General features: G+C 37.0%; 18 protein-coding genes. All 18 read right to left on the bottom strand.

The window, feature by feature from the left end:
* Window positions 1–29: 29 nt before the first annotated feature.
* The 18 genes from ACX9TM_RS25985 to ACX9TM_RS26070 all read right to left on the bottom strand — a co-directional run bounded on the left by ACX9TM_RS25985 (window position 30) and on the right by ACX9TM_RS26070 (window position 17,537).
* Window positions 30–983 carry a gluconeogenesis factor YvcK family protein gene (locus ACX9TM_RS25985; RefSeq protein WP_000712188.1) on the bottom strand — a complete coding sequence of 318 codons (954 nt, stop codon included), beginning with the start codon at window positions 981–983 and terminating at the stop codon, window positions 30–32.
* A 3-nt stretch (window positions 984–986) separates the two neighbouring features.
* Complete coding sequence (rapZ, locus tag ACX9TM_RS25990; protein WP_000138459.1) at window positions 987–1,868, bottom strand: RNase adapter RapZ; 882 nt, start codon at window positions 1,866–1,868, stop codon at window positions 987–989.
* A gap of 20 nt (window positions 1,869–1,888) precedes the next feature.
* Window positions 1,889–2,347, bottom strand: coding sequence for an NUDIX hydrolase (locus tag ACX9TM_RS25995; protein WP_001190080.1), 459 nt, complete (start codon window positions 2,345–2,347; stop codon window positions 1,889–1,891).
* A gap of 229 nt (window positions 2,348–2,576) precedes the next feature.
* Complete coding sequence (locus ACX9TM_RS26000; RefSeq protein ID WP_000455196.1) at window positions 2,577–3,383, bottom strand: DUF368 domain-containing protein; 807 nt, start codon at window positions 3,381–3,383, stop codon at window positions 2,577–2,579.
* A 165-nt stretch (window positions 3,384–3,548) separates the two neighbouring features.
* Window positions 3,549–4,505: a thioredoxin-disulfide reductase gene (gene trxB / locus ACX9TM_RS26005; RefSeq protein WP_001288078.1), complete on the bottom strand. Its 957-nt coding sequence runs from the start codon at window positions 4,503–4,505 to the stop codon at window positions 3,549–3,551.
* An 85-nt stretch (window positions 4,506–4,590) separates the two neighbouring features.
* Entirely contained in the window at window positions 4,591–6,102 is a 1,512-nt protein-coding gene (locus ACX9TM_RS26010) for a tetratricopeptide repeat protein (RefSeq protein ID WP_000517739.1), read from the bottom strand.
* Between the two features lie 139 nt (window positions 6,103–6,241).
* Entirely contained in the window at window positions 6,242–6,754 is a 513-nt protein-coding gene (locus ACX9TM_RS26015; RefSeq protein ID WP_001255070.1) for an acyltransferase, read from the bottom strand.
* A 33-nt stretch (window positions 6,755–6,787) separates the two neighbouring features.
* Window positions 6,788–7,438 carry a pyrophosphatase PpaX gene (gene ppaX, locus ACX9TM_RS26020; protein ID WP_001222403.1) on the bottom strand — a complete coding sequence of 217 codons (651 nt, stop codon included), beginning with the start codon at window positions 7,436–7,438 and terminating at the stop codon, window positions 6,788–6,790.
* A gap of 67 nt (window positions 7,439–7,505) precedes the next feature.
* The gene (gene lgt / locus ACX9TM_RS26025) at window positions 7,506–8,318 is read right to left on the bottom strand and encodes a prolipoprotein diacylglyceryl transferase (protein ID WP_000922849.1); all 813 of its coding nucleotides are present in this window, start codon (window positions 8,316–8,318) and stop codon (window positions 7,506–7,508) included.
* Window positions 8,319–8,344: 26 nt separating this feature from the next.
* Window positions 8,345–9,274, bottom strand: coding sequence for an HPr(Ser) kinase/phosphatase (hprK, locus tag ACX9TM_RS26030; RefSeq protein ID WP_001127250.1), 930 nt, complete (start codon window positions 9,272–9,274; stop codon window positions 8,345–8,347).
* 156 nt (window positions 9,275–9,430) lie between these two features.
* The gene (locus ACX9TM_RS26035; RefSeq protein WP_001267308.1) at window positions 9,431–9,811 is read right to left on the bottom strand and encodes a phage holin family protein; all 381 of its coding nucleotides are present in this window, start codon (window positions 9,809–9,811) and stop codon (window positions 9,431–9,433) included.
* 188 nt (window positions 9,812–9,999) lie between these two features.
* Window positions 10,000–12,876, bottom strand: coding sequence for an excinuclease ABC subunit UvrA (uvrA, locus tag ACX9TM_RS26040; protein ID WP_000045572.1), 2,877 nt, complete (start codon window positions 12,874–12,876; stop codon window positions 10,000–10,002).
* Between the two features lie 5 nt (window positions 12,877–12,881).
* Window positions 12,882–14,858: an excinuclease ABC subunit B gene (uvrB, locus tag ACX9TM_RS26045; protein ID WP_000441059.1), complete on the bottom strand. Its 1,977-nt coding sequence runs from the start codon at window positions 14,856–14,858 to the stop codon at window positions 12,882–12,884.
* A gap of 150 nt (window positions 14,859–15,008) precedes the next feature.
* Window positions 15,009–15,440 carry a DUF4362 domain-containing protein gene (locus ACX9TM_RS26050; RefSeq protein ID WP_050229123.1) on the bottom strand — a complete coding sequence of 144 codons (432 nt, stop codon included), beginning with the start codon at window positions 15,438–15,440 and terminating at the stop codon, window positions 15,009–15,011.
* Between the two features lie 45 nt (window positions 15,441–15,485).
* Window positions 15,486–16,106, bottom strand: a complete 621-nt coding sequence (locus ACX9TM_RS26055) for a hypothetical protein (protein ID WP_065382083.1) — start codon at window positions 16,104–16,106, stop codon at window positions 15,486–15,488.
* The gene (locus ACX9TM_RS26060; RefSeq protein WP_000260346.1) at window positions 16,103–16,864 is read right to left on the bottom strand and encodes a MerR family transcriptional regulator; all 762 of its coding nucleotides are present in this window, start codon (window positions 16,862–16,864) and stop codon (window positions 16,103–16,105) included. The genes ACX9TM_RS26055 and ACX9TM_RS26060 overlap by 4 nt, the downstream gene beginning before the upstream one ends.
* A 100-nt stretch (window positions 16,865–16,964) precedes the next feature.
* The gene (locus tag ACX9TM_RS26065; protein ID WP_000524139.1) at window positions 16,965–17,192 is read right to left on the bottom strand and encodes a hypothetical protein; all 228 of its coding nucleotides are present in this window, start codon (window positions 17,190–17,192) and stop codon (window positions 16,965–16,967) included.
* 147 nt (window positions 17,193–17,339) lie between these two features.
* Window positions 17,340–17,537 carry a helix-turn-helix transcriptional regulator gene (locus tag ACX9TM_RS26070; RefSeq protein WP_000538364.1) on the bottom strand — a complete coding sequence of 66 codons (198 nt, stop codon included), beginning with the start codon at window positions 17,535–17,537 and terminating at the stop codon, window positions 17,340–17,342.
* Window positions 17,538–17,680: the final 143 nt, after the last annotated feature.

The following is a 17,680-nucleotide window of genomic DNA, read 5'->3' on the forward strand; positions in this document are numbered from 1 at the left end:
AGCGCTACCTCAAACGAGGCAACGCATATTTATAACAATGAATATAAAATGGACGCTAACTTTAACGTATCATGCCTTACAACATGATCATCATACTTCGCTAATCCCTCTTGAATAACATCAATATTATTTTCAACAAAACGTTCTTCATCCACTACAACTGGTGTAGACATTTCTTCCTCATATGACTTGCGTAATTCACAAGGAATCTCACGGTTATTTACAATTGCAGTATTGATAAATGGTTGCCCTAAATGATCGTGTAACGCCTGCACATGATCAAAAGCAGTATATCCCATCGTTTCACCCGCTTGTGTCATAACGTTACATACATATACCTTCTTCGCCTTTGCAGCAAGAACAGCGTCTCCAATTTTGTTAACAACTAAATTGGGCAATATACTCGTATACAAACTTCCAGGACCGAAAACAAGTAAATCAGCTCGTTTAATCTCAGCCAACGTTTCATGCAATGGCTCTACATCTTCTGGAGTTAAAAAGACACGATTAATCTTCTTTCCGTAATAAGGAATCTTTGATTCACCTGTTACAATTTCCCCATCTTCAAGTTCCGCATGAAGTACCGCACTTTGATTCGCTGCTGGTAATACACGTCCTCTGACATTTAATACTTTACTTGTTTCTGTAATTGCATGGAAAAAGTCTCCTGTAATCGAGGTCATACCTGCCAACAATAGATTTCCTAACGCATGACCTTTCAGTCCGTCTCCTGTTGTGAAACGGTGCTGAAATAAAGCTTCCACCAGTGGCTCTACATCCGATAACGCAACAAGTACGTTACGGATGTCACCTGGAGGTGGAATTTCTAGCTCATCACGTAATCTACCCGAACTGCCACCATCATCAGCAATTGTAACAACTGCTGTAATATCAACAGGATATTGCTTTAATCCCCTTAATAAAACAGAGAGTCCAGTTCCGCCTCCCATGATGACAATTTTAGGCTTTCTCTCTTTTTTCATCCCTTAATGGCCCTTTCTCTTCTCCACATCACGATGAGATACATGAACACTATACTCTGGTTTCAAATGTTTCCCAAGGTATTCTGTAAGCGTAACAGAACGATGCTGTCCACCTGTACATCCAATTGCAATTACAAGTTGACTTTTGCCTTCTCTTTTATAATGAGGCAGCATGAAAGTAATCAGATCCGTCAACTTCTCTAAAAACTTATGTGTCTCATTAAATTTCAGTACATACGAAGAAACTTCTTCATCTAGTCCTGTTAATGGCTTCATATGTGGAATGTAATATGGATTTGGTAAAAAACGAACATCAAATACTAAATCTGCATCAATTGGAATACCGTACTTAAATCCAAATGACATAACATTTACACGAAATGCTTGCTCAGTTTCTGTTGAGAACAAGTGAACAATTTTTTCACGTAATTCTTTCGGTTTTAAATCCGATGTATCAAGCACAATATTCGCTCGTGCCTTCATATCTGTTAATAAATTACGCTCTGCTTCGATTCCCTTTAACGGCAAACCAGTTGGTGCAAGTGGATGCGAACGTCTCGTTTCTTTATAACGAGTTACAAGCGTACTATCTTTCGCATCTAAAAATAAAATATGAGGAATAATCCATGTACGTTCTGATAAATCATCAAGTGCTCCCCATAAATGTTCGAAAAACTCGCGGCCACGTAAATCAATACCAAGTGCCACTTTATTCATTTTCCCTTTTGAATCCGCCATAAGCTCAATAAACTTTGGCAATAACATCGGTGGTAAATTATCCACACAAAAATATCCTAAATCTTCAAAACTTTGTAAAGCTACTGTTTTTCCGGCTCCAGACATCCCTGTAATAATTACCATTTTTATATCATTATTCTCTGTCATTGTATCCTCTCCTTGACGGTTTAACTCGGATCTAATCGATATGAAAGCAACTCAAAATCTGGGGTATATACAAATGTACCGTAGATTATGCCATTTCCTTTAATTAAATAATCAATAATGTGATAATCTCCTGGCGCCATTGCTAAATCATCAATTTTATCAAATGTATGCCAACCAATGATGCCTTCTTCGCTCTCTAGTTTGTTTTCTCCTGCAAAATCTGTCGCTAAAAAGGAGAACATCATCCATTCAGAAACAACTTTATCACCTTCTTGGATGACAAAGGTGAAGACCCCCTTTAACGCTGGGTTTTTCAAATAAATACCTGTTTCTTCACGATACTCGCGAACAACGGAATCTCTTACAGTCTCACCACGCTCCATTTTCCCGCCTGGTGCAACCCACCAATTTCGGCGAGGTTTTTGGAGTAAGAGTACTTCATTATCTCTAATTAACACACAGTTTGTCACTCTTTGCATGTTTCTTCACCTCAGCTACTTGCAGTAAAATTTCTCACTGCATACTTCTTTCATTATACTATCAAAAACAGTTTGCTACAACGAAGGAGCCAGTCCTCTTTCGCTAAGCATATGCTACTCAGCAATTTTAAAAAAGCTTTCTATAACAAGCAATGTAAATGCTTATACTTTGAATGAATAGCATGAAAAATCCCCTTAACGATTTTTATCGCCAAGGGGATTAAAGCCCTTATTTCTTACCGAAATAAGTAACAATCGCAAATCCTAAAATAAAGGTAATGATTGAACTTATAATTGAAAATCCACCAGTCGGAATCCCAGGGAATACAATTACAATCGAACCGATTACAAGTCCAATAATTGCCGCAAATGTCATACTTTTATAACGATCTAATAAAAAACTAATGCCTTTACTACTTACAACAAATCCAACCATAACACCAGCACCGATAACCACGATTAAAGGTAAGTTAAGTGTAGTTAAAGCGTTAATTGCTGTTGGATACACACCAATAATTAATAAAATAAAAGATCCACTAATTCCAGGAAGCAGCATGGCCATACTAGCCATCCATCCTGCGAAAAATAAACCAATTGCATTTAAAATTGTTAACGTCGTAATTGGATCTGCTGCCTTATCTGGTTTAAAGAAAGCTGTAATCGCAACAAGAATTGCTGCAACTATTAATAAAACGATGTGCTTACCTTTAAACGACGACTTTGCATCAGCTTCCCTCATTAACATCGGTAATATACTAATAATTAAACCGAGGAAGAAAAATTGAGTCGGTTCATAATGATTTGCAAGTAAATATTTAATAACGTGACTTAACGTTAAAAATGCCGCTGCCACACCAGCTGCAAGTGGAATTAAAAATCCTAAATGTTTTTTCCATTCACGACTAAAGAATCCACTAATTGCCGCAAGCAATTGTTCATAAATCCCTAACACAACAGCGATTGTACCGCCGCTCACACCAGGAATTAAATCACTAACGCCCATACAAAATCCACGATATATATTACGCCATTCCATACTGAATAAATTCCTCATTTCTTATAGTGATTTTTTCCGTAAAGTCCAGTATATCAATAAGAAAGCTTATAATCCTTATATTTTTTGACAAAACTTTGACATTTTCACACAAAAAAAGAAGAAAGCTCCTGTCGGTAGCTTTCTTCTCACAAGGTATATTATCCCTTATTTTTCTGATACAGTTTTTAATTCCTCTAATAATTCTTCTACGTAATGTTGTGCACTTTGCGCTGCAATACTACCGTCACCTGTTGCAGTTACAATTTGACGAAGCATTTTTTCACGAACATCACCAGCTGCGAAAATACCAGGAATTTTCGTTTCCATACGCTCGTTCGTTTCAAGGTAACCATTTTCATTTGTAATACCTAGTTCAACAAATGGTTTTGATAAAGGTAACATACCGATGTATACGAATACGCCGTCAGTTTTGACTTCTTTCTCTTCTCCACTATTTACGTCCACAAGTGTTACACTTCCTACTTTACCACTTGCTTCGTTGATTTCTTTTATCGTGTGGTTCCAAATGAAATCTACTTTTTCGTTTTGGAAAGCACGGTCTTGTAAAATTTTCTGTGCACGAAGCGTGTCACGACGGTGAACGATCGTTACTTTTGATGCGAAGCGCGTTAAGAACACACCCTCTTCAACAGCAGAATCTCCGCCGCCAATTACGATAAGTTCTTTTCCTTTAAAGAATGCTCCGTCACATACTGCACAATATGATACACCGCGGCCGCCAAGTTCTGTTTCACCCGGTACACCAATTTTTTTATACTCTGCACCGCTTGCAACGATAATTGCACGTGCTTTATATTCTTTTTTACCAGCAATAATTGTTTTGTATTCCTTACCATCGATGACTTCTTTCACATCACCGTATGCATATTCAGCACCAAATTTCTTCGCATGCTCGAACATTTTATTTGATAAATCTGGTCCTAAAATAGACTCATAACCTGGGTAGTTTTCTACATCTTCCGTGTTTGCCATTTGGCCACCTGGAATACCACGCTCAAGCATTAATGTGCTTAAATTTGCACGAGATGTATATACTGCAGCTGTCATACCAGCTGGTCCTGCACCAATAATAACGACATCATAAATTTTTTCTTCTGACACACTATTCACTCCTATCCATTCCTACACAATTAAGTTACCCTCATTATACTGTTAGCATCATTTTTTTCCCAATGATTTGCTTATCTTATGTGTGCGTACGCTTAACAGCTTGCACATACTTTCGGACAGTCGCTACAGATACATTATATACATCTCCAAGCTCCGACTGTGTCATTTTATTTCCTTGTTCGCCGCGTACAATGTATTCAATCGCAGCTGACCAGCCGTACACATTTGTAAATATGTCTCCAGATGTATATAAACGTATGAACGTACAAAACCAAAAGTGTAAACACTCTTCAATTAATTCATCATCTTTTTTCGTATAATTGTATAATGCATCCGCGATTCTCGCGCACTGCTCAAATTGCTGTAAATCAGCTGGAATACTCTTATGACTATTAAGTAAAAAGAAGTACTTTGCAAGTTGTGATACGATGGGAACACCGTTCTTCGCTTGCGTTATATCAAAGAAGAATCCCACCTTCTCCGGCGTTGACAATTCATTCATTAAATATAAAGCTAGCATTTGTTCTTCTAGCGTCGCACTTTGCTGAAATGATTTTCGTAATTCTTCAAATAACATGTTTTGTCCTTCATCTGCTAAATTCAGCGCATTCCACGGTTCTTTTCCCTTTTTATCAGGATGCAATTCCACGACATATTGCCACATTTTTTCAGCTAGTTGCTGATCTTTCACCATATAAGCAGAATATGCAAACCAATAATAAAAACTAACGTCTCCCTCATATCCTTGACGCTTTAATAGTTTGAACCATTTATATGCATGCTCGAAATAACCAATTGTTGCAAGTGTAGTTCCCAGTTTCAAACGATGTTCAAATGAAATTGGATATACTGAAACTAGCTGTCCCGCTAATGCTTCTACTTGTTTATGCTCTCCAATTGAATATAGAAAAATAAGTGTATTACAAAGCGCATGTATATTACCAGGATTTTTCTCTAAAATCATTTCTGTTAACTTCAGCGCTTTGTCTACATTACCCGATTGAAAATGTGCAATGGCTAAATTATTATGACCTGACCAAAATTCCGGATAATCTTTCGTAACAATTTCTAATGTAGCAATTGCTTCTTCTAACTGTCCATTACGAATATAACGATTCGCTTCTTCCTGCATAACAATTAAATCATCTTCATCTTCAATCTCTTCCGCACCCATTGCTTCTTCTTCCATAATCTCTAGAAGTTCTAATGTATCTTCTACGAATTCCTTCTCTTTTGCAACTTCTAAATAGCGATCCGCATATTTCTTCGCCTGTTGAAATAACCCCATATATGCATAATTATTTGCAATAAAATAATAGCACTGTTCAAGTTCAGGATTAGATCTAACTAACTTTAAGAAGGTTTGATTCGACTCTTGATATTCACCAGCCTCAGATAATACTGTTGCTAATTGACATAAAATAAACGGCTCCTTCTCACTTTGTGCCGCTCTTCGAAAATATTTAATTGCATCTTGCAATTTTTGTCCTTTGTAAGCTCTCATCCCTTTTTTATAAAAGAAGTCCGCTAATTGATTAAAAGAGATAACTTGTCCGTTCTCCTTATATATCCTTTGATTTTTCCCCATATATCCTCCAGTTTTTTGTTTTCTTCGTTCACACATTCTTCTATCTATAAGTATAAACGATTCCGTAAAAAACAAAACAGTATATTATACTCAATTATTTCCTTTTTATTCATAAAAAAAGAGGAGAAATGTTACATTTTCACCATGAACCTTCTCTGGCGGTCATTTGCTCTTTCGTATAAATAATACGCATTGGATTTCCACCTACGAAAGCACCGCTCGGTACATCTCTATGAACAAGTGTGCCAGCTGAGACAGTCGCACCGTCTCCAATTTTCACACCTGGTAATATTGTTACATTCGCTCCAATCATCACTTCATTTCCAATAACGATTTCCCCAAGTCGATATTCACGAATTAAATATTCATGTGCTAAAAGCGTTGTGTTATAGCCAATAATCGAATTCTCTCCCACAGTTATCTTTTCTGGGAACATAATATCCGGCATTACCATAAGCGCAAATGATGTTTTCTTTCCTACTTTCATCCGTAAAAAAGTGCGGTACAACCAATTCTTCACAGATAAAAATGGCGTGTAACGTGCAATTTGGATAATAATAAAGTTTTTCATTACCTTCCAAAAAGACACTGTTTTATACACATTCCATAATGAATTTTCTCCTGAAACAGGATAGCGCGTTGTCCGTCGCACTTAGCTCGCTCCTCTACTAACTTACTTGGACCTTTATGAACGGTTCATATTAGACAAAATCGGTAGCAAATCACTCATTTTATCTAGCATAAAGTCCGGCTTGTAAGCCTCTAAATACGCTCTACCTTTCAACGTCCATGAAACCGCAGCTGTTTTCGTCCCTGCATTTTGACCACCGACAATATCATGATGATTATCCCCAACCATCAATGCTTCTTCTGGTTTTGCATCTAATAATTCAAGCGCTTTTTGAAGTGGCTCTGGATGTGGTTTCACATGCTCTACATCATCAATTGTCACGACAACATCAAAAAATTCATCAAGCTTTGACAACTGTAATCCCATCTCAACGGTTTGTCTCGCTTTCGTTGTAACAATACCAACTTTATAACCTTGCTTCTTCAACTCTCGAACTGTTTCATATACAGTTTCATATTCTTCTACTAATTCATCATGATGATCATGGTTAAATTCGCGATAACTTGTAATCATCTCTTCAACCTTACTTTCATCAATTTTACTGAAAGTATCATGCAAAGATGGACCGATAAATGGCAACACATCTTCACGCTTATATTGATTTGGATAATATGTATTTAAAGTATGTAAAAAAGAAGAAATAATAAGTTCGTTTGTATTAATTAAAGTTCCATCTAAATCAAATAAAACTGTATTTATTCTCATCGCCTTAGTCCTTTCGCCTTCCTGAATATGAAAGAAGCAGCATCTTATAATAAGATGCTACTTGTCTCTAATTTTCTAAATATCTTTTATCAGCTTGCCCCATTTTTCGTCTCACAATAATGAAAATAATAGAAATAACAACAAGTCCAATTGACATTACTTGTGCAATACGAAGTGGTCCTAGCATTAAACTATCTGTACGTAAGCCTTCTACGAAGAAGCGTCCTACTGAATACCAAATTAAATATGTGAAGAATAATTCCCCGCGACGTAAATTCACTTTTCTTAATGCAAGTAGTAAAATTACGCCTGCAAAATTCCATAATGATTCATATAAAAACGTCGGATGATAGTACACACCCTCAATATACATTTGATTAATAATAAAATCCGGTAAATGAAGACCTTCTAAAAACTGTCTCGTTACTTCATCACCATGCGCCTCTTGGTTCATAAAGTTTCCCCATCGGCCAATTGCTTGTCCTAGTAAAATACTTGGTGCAGCAATATCAGCCAACTTCCAGAAAGAAAGTCCGCGTCGTTTCGCAAAAAGAACACCTGTAATAACAGCCCCGATTAAACCACCATGAATCGCCAAACCACCTTGACGAATATTAATAATTTGACTCGGATTTTGTGCGTAATATTCCCATTCAAAAATAACATAGTACATTCTCGCAAAAAGAATAGCGATCGGTACTGCAATTAATACAAGGTCAACAAATGTATCTTTTGGAATACCTAGCCTTTCTCCCTCGCGAGTTGCCAGCCAAAGACCTAATAGCACACCTGTACCGATAATAATCCCGTACCAATACACAGGAAACGGCCCAAGTTGGATAGCTACACGGTCAAGCTGTGGTACAGAAGCTAACAGCATATGTATATGACCTCCCTCTCCAAAGTTTACTCCTGATTTCCTAACTCAATTGCACTCATTAATCGTTCAGAGAACTGCTGTGCTGCATTGACTCCCATACGTTTTAAACGGAAGTTCATCGCTGCTACTTCAATAATAACAGCCAAGTTTCGACCAGGACGAACTGGAAGTGTAATCTTCGTAAGCTCTGTATCAATAATTTTCATCTTCTCTTCATCAAGACCTAAGCGATCGTAATTTTTCTTTTGATCCCAAATTTCAAGATTAATAACAAGTGTAATACGCTTATAATTTCGTACTGCCCCTGCACCGAATAACGTCATAACGTTAATAATACCTAGACCACGAATTTCTAATAAATGCTCGATTAAATCTGGTGAGCTTCCGACTAACATGTCTTCATCTTCTTGACGAATTTCTACACTATCATCCGCAACAAGACGGTGACCACGCTTTACAAGCTCAAGAGCTGTCTCACTTTTACCAACACCACTTTGACCTGTAATTAAAACACCAACACCGTAAATATCTACTAACACACCATGAACAGCAGTTGTTGGTGCTAACTTACCTTCTAAATAGTTTGTTAAACGACTTGATAATCTAGTTGTCGTTTGAGAAGAACGTAATAAAGGCATACCTGATTCACGTGATGCTTGTAATAACTCATCTGGTACATCTTGATTACGAGTTACAATAATACATGGCGTCTCCTCAGTACAAAGCGCTTTCATTCTCTCTTGTTTTTGCTCTGACGTTAACGTGTCAAAGAACGTAAGCTCCGTCTTTCCAAGAAGCTGCACACGATCTGCTGGATAATATGTAAAAAATCCTGCCATTTCAATTCCAGGTCGTGATAAATCACTTGTATCAATCGGACGATGAATGCCTTCTTCACCACTGATTAACTCCAATTGAAATTGTTCAATTAAATCTTTTGTCCTTACTTTCGGCATATGTATAAACCTCCACTCCGCTGCGGGTTCAGTCTCGTTTGATGTAAAATTCCATTCTATCGGATATTGTACCATTTTTTTCTGGAAACAAGAAATACGGTTTCTAATAAATAGAAAAAAACATTTCATACGAATAATGAAATGTTTTTCTTTTTGTCACTTTCTCTTTTTTTCATATAGAGGTTCAACAATTGCCTTTTCAATTATCATATTAAAAATTGAAATACAAATTGCCGCAACAATCGCTACACCAAATCCTGATATATTAAAAGCATCTCCTAATAATGAATCTGCTATTTTTAACGTAATCGCATTAATAACAATTAAGAAGAAGCCGAAAGTTACAACAGTAATTGGTAGCGTAATTAAAATTAAAAATGGCTTTACGAACACATTTAAAACCGCCAATATAATACTCGCAATAATTGCAGTTTGTATATTTGCTACGTAAAATGCATCTGGTGCAATCCCTTTTAAAAGTCCCGATACAGCGATTAACACAACGCTATTTACAAGAAGTGATACAATCCATCTCATTTCGTTACACATCCTTTTAAACATATATATTTCATCATACGCTAATAGATAATAAACGCAAGTATGATACAAACACTTATATCAACTTATTCTATCTTTCATGCTTGTATACCTACTAACATGCTTACCAGTTTTTCCTCGTAAAATAAAAACCGAGCGTCATTTCCACTCGGTTTTCATCAATAAACTTATTGCGATAACTCTACTTCTTTTATTTTCTCTTTCATTCTTGCTTTATCACGATTTAAAATCTCTTTTAAATACTTACCTGTGTATGAGCGTTCTTCTTTCACTACTTGCTCTGGCGTTCCTGAAGCAACGATTTGTCCACCTTTATCTCCGCCCTCTGGTCCAAGGTCAACGATATAATCAGCTGTTTTAATTACATCTAAATTATGTTCAATTACAAGTACCGTCTCACCGCTCTCAACAAGACGTTGCAGCACTTCTAGAAGACGTGCAATATCATGCGCATGCAAACCAGTCGTTGGCTCATCTAAAATGTATAACGTACGACCTGTAGAACGACGGTGTAATTCAGAAGCTAATTTCACACGCTGTGCTTCCCCACCAGATAACGTTGTTGCTGGTTGACCTAATTTCATATAACCAAGCCCAACATCTACAAGCGTTTGAAGTTTACGCTTAATTTTAGGAATATTGGCGAAGAATTCTACTCCATCTTCAATTGTCATCCCTAACACTTCAGAAATATTCTTATCTTTATATTTCACTTCTAACGTTTCACGATTATATCGTTTACCGTGACAAACTTCACACGGAACATACACATCTGGTAGGAAATGCATTTCAATTTTAATAATTCCATCACCACGGCACGCTTCACAACGGCCACCTTTTACGTTAAAGCTGAAACGTCCTTTTTGATATCCGCGCACTTTCGCTTCATTCGTTTGGGCAAACACATCACGAATATCATCGAATACACCTGTATACGTTGCTGGATTTGAACGTGGTGTACGTCCGATTGGCGATTGATCAATATCGATTACTTTATCTAAATGCTCAAGACCTTTAATCTCTTTATGAGTACCTGGCTTTGCTTTCGCTTTATATAACTTTTGTGCTAACGATTTATATAATACTTCATTAATCATCGTACTTTTACCAGAACCAGATACACCCGTTACCGCTACAAACGTACCAAGCGGGAATGACATTTTCGCGTTCTTTAAATTATTCTCTTTTGCACCGACAATCTCTACTTTACGTCCATCACCTTTACGTCTTTCAAGTGGAACTGGAATAAACTCTTTACCACTTAAATACTTCCCTGTTAATGAATTCTCATCTTGCATAACTTCAGCCGGTGTCCCCGCTGAAACGACCTGTCCACCGTGAATACCTGCACCAGGCCCTATATCAAGTAAATAGTCAGCAGCCATCATCGTATCTTCATCATGCTCAACAACGATTAATGTATTACCTAAATCGCGCATTTCTTGCAATGTACGAATAAGACGATCGTTATCGCGCTGGTGTAAACCAATTGAAGGCTCATCAAGAATATAAAGTACGCCAGTTAGACGAGAACCAATTTGCGTCGCTAAGCGAATACGCTGCGCCTCACCACCTGATAACGTACCAGCCGCACGACTTAACGTTAAATAATCTAAACCAACGTTCACTAAGAACCCAACGCGCTCCTGAATTTCTCTTAAAATTAAATGAGCTATTTTTTGTTGCTTCTCCGTTAGCTCTACATTCGAGAAGAATTCTTGTACTTCTTGAACTGAATACTTCGTTACGTCAGCAATCGTTTTATTGCCAACAAATACAGCTAAACTCTCAGGCTTTAAGCGTCCACCTTTACACTTTGGACAAGCTTGTTCTGCCATATACTTTTCCATTTGCTCACGAATGTAATCGGAACTCGTTTCACGATAACGACGTTCAATGTTTGGAATAACACCTTCAAATAAAATCTCATTTTCCTTTACTTGACCAAATTCATTTACATAGCGGAAATAAACTTTCTCTTCCCCGCTTCCGTACAACACTTTATCAAATAAATCTTTCGGTATATTTTTTACAGGCACATCCATATCAACGCCGTAATGATTACATACAGATTGTAAAAGTTGTGGGTAATATTGTGAACTTGTTGGTTCCCAAGGCGCAATCGCATGTTCATTTAATGATAAATCCCAGTTAGGAATAACAAGCTCTAAATCTACCTCTAGCTTTGAACCAAGTCCATCACAAGAAGGACATGCTCCGAACGGACTATTGAATGAGAACATACGCGGCTCTAATTCTCCAATTGAAAAACCACAATGCGGACAAGCGTGATGTTCGCTAAACAGAAGTTCCTCTTCTCCCATAACATCGATTAACACTCGTCCCCCGCCAAGCTTTAATGCACTTTCAAGTGAATCAGCAAGACGGCTTGCGATTCCTTCTTTTACAACAATACGGTCAATTACAACTTCAATGGAATGCTTCTTGTTTTTATCTAACGCAATATCTTCAGATACATCAAGCATTTCACCGTCAACGCGAACACGAACATATCCTTGCTTCTTAATATCTTCAAGTACTTTTACATGCGCACCTTTACGCCCAGAAACGATAGGCGCTAACACTTGTAATTTCGTACGTTCAGGATATTCAAGAACACGGTCTACCATCTGCTCTACCGTTTGTGACGTAATTTCAATGCCATGATTCGGACAAATTGGCGTACCAATTCGTGCAAATAATAAACGTAAGTAATCATAAATCTCCGTTACCGTTCCGACAGTTGAACGTGGGTTACGACTCGTCGTTTTTTGATCGATTGAAATTGCTGGTGACAATCCTTCAATCGTGTCCACATCCGGCTTATCCATTTGTCCTAAAAACTGGCGCGCATACGCAGATAACGATTCTACGTATCTGCGCTGCCCTTCTGCATAAATCGTATCAAATGCTAATGATGATTTCCCCGAACCAGACAATCCCGTTACAACGACAAGCTGATTTCTCGGAATGGTTACATCAATATTTTTTAAGTTATGTGCTCTAGCACCTTTTACAACGATAAAATCCTTGCTCTTACTCACTTTTTTCACCCTTCCGCTTTTAATTCTAATAGTAAATCTCTTAGTTCAGCTGCACGCTCGAAGTCTAACGCTTTTGCTGCTTCTTTCATCTCTGCTTCCATCTTCGCAATTGTCTTTTCGCGCTCTTTTTTCGTCATTTTCTTAGCAGGAGTTGCTTCGTATGTTTCTGTCTCTTCAGCAGCTGTCGTTGCACGGATAACATCACGAACGCCTTTTTGAATCGTTTTCGGCGTAATACCATGCTCTTCATTGTAAGCTTCTTGTATACTACGACGACGCTTCGTTTCTTCAATCGCAATTCCCATAGATTTCGTTATACGATCTGCGTACATAATAACGCGGCCGTTTTCATTACGCGCGGCACGACCGATTGTTTGAATTAATGAACGTTCTGAACGTAAGAACCCTTCCTTATCAGCATCTAAAATCGCTACAAGTGATACTTCTGGAATATCTAATCCTTCTCGTAATAAGTTAATACCGACCAGTACATCAAATTTACCGAGGCGAAGATCGCGGATAATTTCAATACGTTCTAACGTTTTAATTTCAGAGTGAAGATAGTTAACTTTAATTCCTACATCTTTTAAGTAGTCCGTTAAATCCTCTGACATTTTCTTCGTTAAAGTCGTAATTAATACACGTTCATTTTTTGCAATACGATCTTGAATCTCTCCTAATAAATCGTCAATTTGCCCTTCAATTGGTCGTATATCAATTGGTGGATCTAAAAGCCCTGTTGGACGAATAATTTGTTCTATTACTTCTGGCGACTGCTCTAACTCATACGGTCCTGGCGTTGCTGAAACATAAATAACTTGATTCGTTTTCTCTTCAAACTCATCGAATGTGAGCGGTCTATTATCTAAAGCTGACGGCAGACGGAATCCATGATCCACAAGCACTTGCTTACGCGCTTGGTCCCCGTTATACATCGCTCTTACTTGCGGTACTGATACGTGCGATTCATCCATAACGATTAAGAAATCTTTCGGGAAATAGTCTAATAGCGTATACGGCGTTGCCCCCGCTGGACGAAGTGTTAAATGACGGGAGTAGTTTTCAATACCTGAACAAAATCCCATCTCGCGCATCATTTCTAAATCATAACGTGTACGCTGTTCTATACGCTGCGCTTCTAACAACTTGCCGTTATCATTTAATTCCTTTAAACGCTCTTCTAATTCTTTTTCGATATTTTCAATAGCGACCTTCATCTTTTCTTCACGTGTAACGAAGTGAGATGCTGGGAAGATTGCTACATGATCACGTTCTGCTAATACTTCACCTGTTAACGCATTTACTTCACGAATACGATCGATTTCATCACCGAAAAATTCGATTCGAATACAATGCTCATCAAGTGATGCCGGGAAGATTTCAACTACATCTCCTCGCACACGGAATGTACCACGCTTGAAATCAATATCATTACGTCCATACTGTACATCAACAAGTTCACGAAGCAATTGATTACGGTCTTTTTCCATACCAACTCGAAGCGAAACAACTAGCTCGCGGTATTCTTCTGGAGAACCTAAGCCATATATACACGAAACACTCGCAACAATAATTACATCGTCCCGTTCAAATAATGCAGACGTTGCCGAGTGACGCAATTTATCAATTTCATCATTAATTTGCGCATCTTTTTCAATAAACGTATCTGTTTGTGGTACATACGCTTCTGGCTGATAATAATCGTAGTAACTAACAAAATATTCAACTGCATTATTCGGGAAAAAGTCTTTCAACTCACTATATAACTGACCTGCTAACGTTTTATTATGAGCCATAACAAGTGTTGGCTTTTGCACTTCTTTAATGACATTTGAAATCGTAAATGTCTTACCCGTTCCTGTTGCTCCAAGCAACACTTGCTTTTTCTTTCCACTATTAATTCCCTCTACAAGCTTCTCTATAGCTACCGGCTGATCACCTTGCGGGGAATACGCTGAGACAATTTCAAATTGACGTTCCAAGAAAATCCGACCTCCTCATAAAAATCTGTATTATTATTTTACCACGAATACCTATAAAAAACCTAAAAAAACGAACAGATATTCGGTAAAGTTTTCGACAATATACACATAGAAAAAGGAAGGAGTAAATACTTCCTTCCTCTACTAACTCTATTTTTTTGATACATATAATAAGTCATATCCATTGCGTCCATCTTCATTCATACAATCCGTTAACCGATAAGTACTTTCTGATTCGCGCTGCTCTTTAACAATACTTTTACAACTATCTTTATGTAATCCTTTATGGTCACCAGCAAACTTGTCTTGTCTACTATCTAACACATAAAGGATATCTTTCCCACTATGCTCTAACGTTTGAAAAACCGGGTCACCTTCATCGGTATACTGTACAATTCTTATTTTATCAACTTCCCCTTGATCAACGTTCATAACGAACTGTTCGAATTTATCTAGATTGGAAGTTCCTACTCCCTTTACAATGACATCATTCTTCTTATCAATTGTAGTGCTAGATGGTGAACATGCTACTAAACTAAAGAGAAATAGACATATACAGCTGATTCTTTTTTCTATTGTCATCCTCTCCTATAAAAATTATTTGTATACCAGAAAAGCTACTTTCAACTATGAAAGTAGCTTTTCTTTTCCTTTCTCCTTCTTCGGAAAAATCACATATGAAAATGAAATTGCTGTATCAACTAAAAATACAATCGCCCACACTTGGCTCACGCGACTTGCAGCTTTATTTAAAACGATTCCCGATTCTAACCAATTACCCCATTGTTCAAATGGAATAAATCCATACGCGAAGAAAAAGAATATGTGCACACCAACGAATAAAACAAGATGTAATACCCAATTTTTTATTTCCTGCTTTGCATAGGCCATGCCTGTTAATTCTACCTGTTCTTCAATAATAGGCGCCGGTTCATTACGCCATTTCGCAACTGATTTTTGTGCAAATATATCAAGCTTCTTCAAATCCTTTTTCCCGTAGAAAACTGCATACAATAAAATAATTACAGTAATAATTTGAAAGTTAGAGAACTTTCCTGTTTGATAATAGTCCACTACTCCTAAAGTTAAAATAAACACTTCATTTACGAGGAGTACAATTCCCATAATAAAACTCGCCTTTTTCAAACGGAATCCGTAGCGAAGTGAAAAGAAACCGATAGCTGATAACCAAAATACAATTTCTGCCCCAATTAAAAAATACCAACGATATTCTGCGAGTATGCTCATTTATCCTTCTCCCTTTCATCATAAATACGAAAAGCCTCATCCATATACACTAAAAGTTCTTCTTCAATTGGATACATGCTCATTTTCTGTGAATCTTCCTTCGATTTTCTAACTTCCCATAACTTATCTAAAAACGCTTCATCACCATTGGCCATTTCTAAACACTTCTGCATTAATCTCTTCATTGCCCCTTGTACCTCATCACTAGCAACTTCTTTACCGTCTTTCATAAAAGTGCGTAATTGCTTTAATAAATCTACCCATTCTAAAACATTCGGATCTTCCTTACTCATGTTTGGTAAATTATGAAGCAATTTTTGTTCTTCCTTTGAAAATACTTCATTTTGAAATATTTCACGTATACGAGGAGACTGCTTCGAAAGCTGAATCAGTTCAAACATAACTTTCCAATCGAGTTCTCCCTCCACATCTACCGAATAAACAACTGCTTGTAAAACACTCTCCATTCGATTAAATTTCTTTTGTTCTTCCTGTACAAACCGAAGTTGTTTTTCAAGCGAATTTTTTAAATCCAGCTCACCTTTTACTAACATATTCGCAGTTTCTTTTAATGAAAATCCCATTTCTTTTAAAAATAAAATTTGTTGCAAACGAATAACGTCACTTTCACTATATAACCGATGTCCACCCTCTGTTTTTCCGCTCGGCTTTAATAAATCTATTTGATCATAATAACGTAGTGTACGTACTGTAACCCCTGTTTCTCTCGTCAATTCTTGTATTGAAATCACTACCATCACCTCTTCCCTTTCATTATAAAAGATGACGTTACGTAACTTTCAAGCTTTTTGTAAAAAAAATACAAAAAGCTGTTTATACAAAATGTATAAACAGCTTTTATGGAAATAACCCCTTTTGTATGGCGCGCCCACAAAATAAAATAAGTGCTCCAACAACAACACTCGTTGCCGTTTTATGATAATGGGCTAATAATAATAAATAATACGATAAACCTACAGTACCAATCATAATACAAATACTCGGCACTGGATTACGAGAAAAGTTTTGCATTCCCCAAAGAAGCGAAAATATAGCTGTAGCGACACATAACACCGGTAATCCCATCCCAGTTCCCCTTTTTCTATCTATTATTCCTTGTTGCTAACACACTCGTTGATGCGATACTAATTAATAAATCAAAACCAATCCTTATATATTTAAACGTTTACTCTAATTGAAATCTCTCAAGCTTATCATTTATTTTCTTTCTCCTTACTCCAGCGTAAAGATTTCCTCCACCTTCACCCCAAAATATTTGGCAATTTTTAAAGATAACTCTAGACTCGGATTGTAATGATGATTTTCAATCGCCACTATCGTCTGCCGCGTCACCTGCATCGCCTTTGCCATTTCAACTTGTGTTATATGATTTTGCTTTCTTAACTCTTTTATTTTATTTTTCACACCCATAGGATCCACCTTCAAAAGTAAAGATATCTTTACTTAAATTATAAATATTTTCCAGTTATAAGTAAAGATATCTTTACAAATTTTAGAAAAATGTTTCATTGAACATCTACTCTAACAAAGTACAAGAGTAATTCAATTTATAT

The organism is Bacillus sp. LH1 (assembly GCF_057924895.1).